This window comes from Streptomyces sp. SID3212 (assembly GCF_009865405.1).
Classification (GTDB): domain Bacteria; phylum Actinomycetota; class Actinomycetes; order Streptomycetales; family Streptomycetaceae; genus Streptomyces.
Window position 1 is genome coordinate 1 of sequence record NZ_WWJY01000042.1, and the last position, 7,115, is coordinate 7,115.

The 7,115-nt window shown below is 71.5% G+C and carries 7 protein-coding genes and 1 pseudogene; all 8 read left to right on the forward strand.

The features are described 5' to 3' along the window. The coding region (locus GT042_RS01795) for a MarR family transcriptional regulator (protein WP_161306930.1) at nucleotides 1-328 on the forward strand (328 nt) is incomplete at its 5' end. Then, nucleotides 325-1,191: an ATP-binding cassette domain-containing protein gene (locus tag GT042_RS01800; protein WP_161306931.1), complete on the forward strand. Its 867-nt coding sequence runs from the start codon at nucleotides 325-327 to the stop codon at nucleotides 1,189-1,191. The genes GT042_RS01795 and GT042_RS01800, both read left to right, overlap by 4 nt. Continuing rightward, nucleotides 1,151-2,095 carry an ABC transporter permease gene (locus GT042_RS01805; RefSeq protein WP_161306932.1) on the forward strand — a complete coding sequence of 315 codons (945 nt, stop codon included), beginning with the start codon at nucleotides 1,151-1,153 and terminating at the stop codon, nucleotides 2,093-2,095. Before GT042_RS01800 ends, GT042_RS01805 begins: the two co-directional genes overlap by 41 nt. Before the next feature lie 34 nt (nucleotides 2,096-2,129). Beyond that, the gene (locus GT042_RS01810; protein WP_161306933.1) at nucleotides 2,130-3,617 is read left to right on the forward strand and encodes a hypothetical protein; all 1,488 of its coding nucleotides are present in this window, start codon (nucleotides 2,130-2,132) and stop codon (nucleotides 3,615-3,617) included. Nucleotides 3,618-3,743: 126 nt separating this feature from the next. Continuing rightward, entirely contained in the window at nucleotides 3,744-4,721 is a 978-nt protein-coding gene (locus GT042_RS01815; RefSeq protein WP_161306934.1) for a tetratricopeptide repeat protein, read from the forward strand. Between the two features lie 636 nt (nucleotides 4,722-5,357). Further along, nucleotides 5,358-6,005, forward strand: a complete 648-nt coding sequence (locus tag GT042_RS01820; protein ID WP_161306935.1) for a DUF6230 family protein — start codon at nucleotides 5,358-5,360, stop codon at nucleotides 6,003-6,005. A 101-nt stretch (nucleotides 6,006-6,106) separates the two neighbouring features. Then, nucleotides 6,107-6,697, forward strand: a complete 591-nt coding sequence (locus tag GT042_RS01825; RefSeq protein WP_161306936.1) for a DUF6114 domain-containing protein — start codon at nucleotides 6,107-6,109, stop codon at nucleotides 6,695-6,697. Next, a pseudogene (locus GT042_RS01830) lies at nucleotides 6,672-7,115 on the forward strand (hypothetical protein); the annotation flags it as partial. The gene GT042_RS01825 and the pseudogene GT042_RS01830, both read left to right, overlap by 26 nt.

Genomic DNA, 7,115 nt, shown 5'->3' on the forward strand with positions numbered 1-7,115 from the left:
GGCCCGCCCCGGCATCGGGGTGTCGGCCGCCGCCCGGGAGCTGCACCTCGCGAACAACTCCGTATCGACCCTGGTCAACCAGCTCAGCGGGGCCGGCTACCTGCGGCGCGAGACCGACCCGGACGACCGGCGCTCCGCCGTCCTGCTGCCCACCCCCGAGGCCACGGAACGGCTCGCCGCCTGGGCGTCGCGGCGCGGCGCGCTGATGCGGGAACAGCTGGCGCGGCTGACCGTGGAGGACAGAGCGGCCCTCGCGGCGGCCGTCCCCGCACTGAACAGACTCGCCCGGAACCTGCACGACGAGTACGGAGAGGGGGAGCGCGCATGACCGAGGAGCGCACGGCGGAGAAGCGGACCGACGCCGTCACCTGCACCGGGCTCGACTACGCCTTCAACGAGACGAAGGCCGTCGACAACCTGGACCTGTCGGTCCGCGCCGGCGAGGTCTTCGGGCTGCTCGGCCCGAACGGCGCCGGCAAGACCACCGCGATCCGCTGCGTCACCACCCTGCTCCCCGTCCCCGCCGGCATGGTCCGGGTCTTCGGCCACGACGCGGCGAAGGAGCGCATGGCCGTACGCCGCCTGCTCGGCTACGTACCGCAGCAGCTCTCCGCCGACGCGACGCTGACCGGCCGGGAGAACGTCACCCTGTTCGCCCGCGTCTTCGACGTCCCCCGCCGGGAGCGCGCCGAACGGGTCGCGCAGGCCCTCGCGGCCGTCGACCTCACCGACGCGGCGGACCGGATGGCCAAGACGTACTCCGGCGGCATGATCCGCCGTCTCGAACTGGCCCAGGCGCTCGTCAGCGCACCCCGCCTGCTGATGCTGGACGAGCCGACGATCGGCCTGGACCCGATCGCCCGTACCAGCGTGTGGGAGCACATCAACGCCGTACGGAAGGCGACCGGCATGACCGTTCTTGTCACCACCCACTACATGGACGAGGCCGAGCAGTACTGCGACCGGATCGCCCTCATGCACCACGGCCGGATCCGGGGCCTCGGCACCCCCGGCGAGCTGCGCGGCGAACTGCGCGACAGGCGCGTGGCCGCCGGCACCGCCACCGGGAAGGACCCGCTCCCGACCCTGGAGGACGTCTTCCGCGACGTGGCGGGCAGCGGCCTGGACGAGGAGGGAGGGGACTTCCGTGATGTCCGTACGACCCGGCGCACCGCCTCCCGAGTCGGCTGACGGCACGTCGGCCGACGGCCGGGGCGGCGGCGCGAACGGCGGTCCGGGCAGTGGTCCGGGCAGCGCCCCGGCCCCCGGGAGCAAGCCCGACCTCAGCAAGCTCAACCTGCTTCTCGTCCCGCCGCGCCCCCGCACCGGCTGGCGGGTCCTGCTCGCCCGGGTCGCCGCGATGTGCGCGGTCGAACTCCAGAAACTCCGCCACGACCGGACCGAGCTGTACACGCGCGCGGTCCAGCCCGCCCTGTGGCTGCTGATCTTCGGCGAGACCTTCACCCGTATCCACGCGATTCCGACAGGCAACACGCCGTACCTGGACTTCCTGGCGCCCGGCATCATCGCCCAGTCCGCGATGTTCATCGCGATCTTCTACGGGATCATGATCATCTGGGAGCGGGACGCCGGTGTCCTCACCAAACTGCTCGTCACCCCCACCCCCAGATCCGCCCTGATCACCGGCAAGGCGTTCGCCGCCGGGGTGAAGGCGCTGATCCAGGCGGTCGTCGTGATCGTCATCGCGGCGGCGCTCGGCGTCGGCCTGACCTGGAACCCGCTGCGGCTGCTCGGGGTGGCGGTGGTGGTGATCCTCGGCTCGGCCTTCTTCGCCTGCCTGTCGATGACGATCGCGGGGATCGTGCTGACCCGTGACCGGCTGATGGGCGTCGGCCAGGCCATCACGATGCCGCTGTTCTTCGCCTCGAACGCCCTGTACCCGGTGGCGATCATGCCCGGCTGGCTCCAGGTGATCAGCCGGATCAACCCGCTGAGCTACCAGGTCGACGCCCTGAGAGGCCTGTTGCTCGGCACGTCGTCCCACCATCTGCTGCTGGACTTCGGGGTGTTGGCGTTCGCCGCCGCCCTGGGCGTCGCGGCGGCCTCCTCGCTGCTGGGCCGCCTCGCGCGATAGGGTCGGCGACCCTCGGCGGGGGGAGGGACGGCACATGGCGGCGAGGGTCAGGTACGACCAGCGGGTGCTGGCACTGATAGAGGTACGCGGCGGTTCCCGGGACTGGACGGAGGCCGAGCGGGTCTTCGAGGCGCACGGCTGGCCGGTCGTCGGCCACGAACCGCGCGGGCAGGGGACGTCGGCGGGCATCCTGACCGCCGATCCGGCGGCGCGGGTGTACCGCGTCGAGATCCGGCTGTACGGAGCCTCCCGCCGGGCCGAGCGGGGCGCGACCTGGCAGGTGCGGAACGCGGCGCGGACGGCGCAGCTGGAGATGTACGTACGGCGGGCGGACCGGCTGGACCGCGACAGCGAGATGCTGTCGGAATGGCTGGCCTATTCGACGGCCCATCGTGCGGGACGGCTGTCCCGGGTGGCCCGGTGGTTGGCGCGGGCGGGAGTCTTCGACGCGGGGACGCAGGTGACCGGGGGGCCCGGGGAGGCGCTCCGGCTGGCCCGTGCGGCCCTGGGCGGCGGGGCGCGGCGGGCGGTGGCAGTACGGCCGATGGACGGGCGCTGGAAGCACCCTGCGCGGATGCGGCGGGAGAGGCAGTTCGACCGCCGGATGGCCGCGTTCACGATCGGCACGCTGGTCCTGGTGTCGAGCGTGGCCATCGCGGCGGAACATGCCGGTGGCGTCCGCTACTTCTGGGCGGGGGTGGCACTGCTCGCGGGGTGTGTCGCGCTGTCGGCCGGAGGGACCGTCGACCGGGGCCACCACCTGGGGAACACGGCGGGCGTGGCCGGCGCCATCGTGCTGCTCATCCTCGTCACCACGAGAGAGGGAGGCTTGACCGAGGCGGGCGGGATACGGCTGCTCTACGGGCTGACCCTCGTGACCGGACTGGGGCTGCTCGTACGGCAGTGGACCTGGGGCGAGTGGGCCACCTGGGGCGTTCCCCTGGCCGCCACGCTGGTGATCTCCAGTTTCGCGGGGGCCGGGTCCGTCCTGCACGCCCTCTACGCGGATGGTCTCCAGCTGACGCCGGGCGACCTCGACGTACCCCCGGCGTGGCAGTTCCTCTCGGCGCTCAAACTGGTCGCGCTCCTGCTGCCGGTCCTGCTGGTGCCCGCCGTGTGGGGCATCGCCAAGCACTACCACTACGTGGTGCCGGGTGAGCGTACCGGCGGGCTGATGTACGTCACGATCCTGGTGGTGTTCCTGGTGGCGGGCGGCAGCTTCGCCCTGGATTCGGCCGAGACCGCGGCCTCGCGTACGGAGAAAGCCGCCCGGCAGGGGCGGGAGGCCCCCCACTACTTCGGCGTCGAACCGGCCTGGACCTGCGTCGAACCCACCGTCCCGCTCGCCTCGCTCCCCGGTGAGGGACCCCGGCTCGACCCCGCCCGGCCCTATCTGGCCTTCGGCGTCGCGGGCGGCAACGCCGTGCTGTGGGACCGGCGTTCCGGCGGACCGCTCAAGGTCCCGGCGGGGAAGGTACGGCTGGTGCCGGCGGCGTCGGCGGAGGCGCGCTGCGGCCGTTAGTACGCCCGCTGGTACGCCTCCCGGAAGCCGTGCCGTACCGCCGTTCGGCCCTCGCGACGGCCGCGGGGAGGAATGGGTGTACACGCCGCTTTTCTCAAGCGCGCGCGGAGGGGGGAGGATGTACTCATGCAGCCTAGGAACATGTCCATGAGCGGCGTTGTCGACCTCGCCGCGGTGAAGGCGGCCGGTGAGGCCAAGGCGAAGGCGGAGCAGGCACGCGCCGAGGCCGCCCGCCACGGCGGGACCGCCGCCGTACCCCCCTCCAGCCTGGTGATCGACGTCGACGAGGCCGGCTTTGAACGCGATGTCCTCCAGCGCTCCTCCGAGGTCCCGGTCGTCATCGACTTCTGGGCCGAGTGGTGCGAGCCGTGCAAACAGCTCAGCCCGGTGCTGGAGCGCCTCGCGCACGAATACAACGGCCGTTTCGTCCTGGCGAAGATCGATGTCGACGCCAACCAGATGCTGATGCAGCAGTTCGGGATCCAGGGCATCCCCGCGGTCTTCGCGGTGGTCGCCGGGCAGGCGCTGCCCCTCTTCCAGGGCGCGGCCCCCGAGGCCCAGATCCGCGGCACGCTGGACCAGCTGATCCAGGTCGGCGAGGAGCGGTTCGGCCTGACCGGGATCGCCGTCGACGCGGACGCGGAGGGCGCGCGGGCGGCCGAGCCGGAGGACGTCGTACCGGTCGGACCGTACGACGCCCTGCTCGAAGCGGCCGTACAGGCCCTGGACGCCAACGACTTCGGCGGGGCGGCGCAGGCGTACCGCAACGTCCTCGCCGACGACCCCGGCAACACCGAGGCCAAGCTGGGCCTGGCCCAGGCCGAACTGCTCTCGCGCGTCCGGGACATGGACCCGCAGCGGGTGCGCGAGGACGCGGCGGCCAAGCCGGCGGACGTCCAGGCGCAGATCGCCGCGGCCGACCTGGACCTGGTCGGCGGGCATGTGGAGGACGCGTTCTCCCGGCTGGTCGAGACGGTCCGCCGGACGGCGGGCGACGACCGGGACGCCGCGCGCGTACGGCTGTTGGAGCTGTTCGAGGTCATCGGCGGGGACGATCCGCGGGTGACGGCGGCGCGGCAGGCGCTGGCGAGGGTGCTGTTCTGACGGCGCGGGATTCCGTACGGGATCCTTGTGCGGGCGCCCTTTCCGGCGCCCGGCATTCCGCATTCAGCCAATTCACACGTACAGCAGTCGCGTTTTGCTAAAACTTGGGGAACGCGGCTGCTGTTACTGCCAGTAAATCAACCGGCTTGCTCTGTCCGGTTTTTGGTGCCGATCCGCCCTTCTGTCGCCCGTGTTCGGGGCACCCTGAGTGGTGGGTCGGCGGCGGTGGGTGGCGGGCCGGTTATCTCGCCGTTACTAGCCAGTAACGAGCCCCCTTGTGTAGAGCTCGTGAATGCACGACGATCGGCGACGCTCGGTCCAATACCGCACCGGCACGGCAGCCAGCCGCGCCCGCCGGTCGAGGGTTCCCCGCCGAGTGGACCGGCGGCACCGCCGCCGGCCCGGACAGGGGGGTTCCTGCTCACGGGCAGGGCCTGTCCAGAGGTTGCGCGAAGGCGTGGCCAGTGGTTGTCGCTCGGGGGTGATCGCCGGAGAATCGGACGCGGCCCGCACGCACGCACGGTGCGGTTTGCGCACCCGATCCGGGCGCTCCCCTTCCCGAGGACGTAGCACTTCTCCCATCCCAGGACGGGCCAGACCCGATCCGGAGATGTACGTCCGAGAAGGAGGAAATACATGGAGTCCCCAGCCCAAGTCCGTGGCGGGACCAGATGGCGGCGGTTCGCCGTTGTCATGGTGCCGAGTGTGGCCGCCACGGCCGCGATCGGTGTCGCTCTCGCACAGGGCGCGCTCGCCGCGTCGTTCAGTGTGTCGGGGCAGAGTTTCAAAGTGAAGGCCTCCGAACTGGTCGGCCAGAACATGGTGCAGTACGGCGGTGTCGCCCCCGGTCCGAGGGGCAACCAGGCCGTCGTCGTCTCGGGCTTCAAGTCGGCCACGATCACCGACATGTGCCAGTCTGTGGTGACGCCGGACGTGCCGCTCCTGGGCACGATCACCCTGAAGTTGAAGGCGGGCTTCGGCGAGAAGAAGGTTCTCGCGGACAACCTGTACCTCGACGTCGCGTCACTGGATGTCGACAACGCCGTGTTCGACACCATGGAGATCGGGCTGCCGGCCAAGGATCTCCAGTCGCCCGGCAGGAGGGCCAACGAGAAGGAATCCTCGCCGGCCGCCCCCTACGGCTTCGGCCAGCAGGCGAAGACGGCAACGCTGACCGGAGTGAAGCAGACGGCGTGGGCCACCACGGCCGGCTCCTTCACCCTGCCGAACCTGAGCCTGCGGCTCAGTCGCGGTACCGACGAGTGCTTCACGGACGCTCCCTAGGCGTCCGCCCCGGGCGGGTCGGACCATCGCGGCGCTCGCCGGGTCGTTCGGCTCGCTCGGACCCTCCTCTGCACGTGACACCCTCCCAGGGAGCTGTATCCATGAAGGCCGAGTCCACAGAGTCCCGCGGATTCACCTACTGGCGGCTTCGGTTCCGAGCCTGGCGTGGTAGCCGCCCCTTCTGGGCAGGCCTGTTCACCCTCCTCGGCGGAATCCCGATCGCCTACTTCCCGTACGGGAATCTCAAGCTCGGCAACCTCACGCTGGCCATGTCCACCACGGCCGGGGCGGGTTCGCTGATCATCGGTGTCCTGCTGGTCACCCTGGGTCTGACGATGTGGTACCACAGCCTCGTCCGGGTGTTCTCCGGCGTGGCCGCGATCCTGCTGGCCCTGGTCTCGATCCCCATCTCCAACTTCGGCGGCTTCCTGCTCGGTTACCTCTCCGCGCTGGTGGGCGGCGGGCTCGCGCTCGCCTGGGTGCCTGTGAAGCACCCCGTGCCCGAGGAGCCGGAGGAGGAGCACTACGACGAGTTGGCGGAGCCGTACGACACCACCACACGGCACGACGAGTGGGCCCCGGAGCCCGGCGGCCCCCGTGACCCCCTCCTCCCCGCCCCGCGCGAAGGGGCGGAACCGAACGTGACGGAAACGACTGCCGAGGCCAATGGCGGGAGGAACAGTGCGGGGTGACCACGCGCAGTGGACCGCGGCCGGGGACGACGACCCCCGGGTGCGGAGGGGGCCGCGGCACGCGGCGCCCAAGAAGTCCCTCCTGAACAAGCTCCAGATACCCGCCGGCAAGGCGATGGCCCTGGCCGCGATGCCGACCGCGGTCTTCGTGGGCATGGGGCTCACCCCCCGGCTCGCGCTGGCCAGTGACAGTCAGGACATCCCCTTCCTGCCGGGGCCGTGCGTGACCCGTTCCGACGAGCCCGATCCCTCGGAGTCGCCGAGCGGATCGGCCTCGCCGTCGCCCTCCGCGTCGGAGTCCGCCGACCCGTCCGACCCGTCCGATCCGTCCGACCCTTCGGCGCCGGCACCGTCCGACAGCGGTACGGCCACCGCGCCGCAGCCGTCCGCGACTTCGGCCCCCGCGCCGCAGCCCCCG

Bases quoted from the DNA above. Each gene is read 5' to 3' on its own strand.
- GT042_RS01810 (WP_161306933.1), top strand. From the start codon at position 2,130: ATGGCGGCGAGGGTCAGGTACGACCAGCGGGTGCTGGCACTGATAGAG.
- GT042_RS01800 (WP_161306931.1), top strand. From the start codon at position 325: ATGACCGAGGAGCGCACGGCGGAGAAGCGGACCGACGCCGTCACCTGC.
- GT042_RS01820 (WP_161306935.1), top strand. From the start codon at position 5,358: ATGGAGTCCCCAGCCCAAGTCCGTGGCGGGACCAGATGGCGGCGGTTC.
- GT042_RS01805 (WP_161306932.1), top strand. From the start codon at position 1,151: ATGTCCGTACGACCCGGCGCACCGCCTCCCGAGTCGGCTGACGGCACG.
- GT042_RS01815 (WP_161306934.1), top strand. From the start codon at position 3,744: ATGCAGCCTAGGAACATGTCCATGAGCGGCGTTGTCGACCTCGCCGCG.
- GT042_RS01825 (WP_161306936.1), top strand. From the start codon at position 6,107: ATGAAGGCCGAGTCCACAGAGTCCCGCGGATTCACCTACTGGCGGCTT.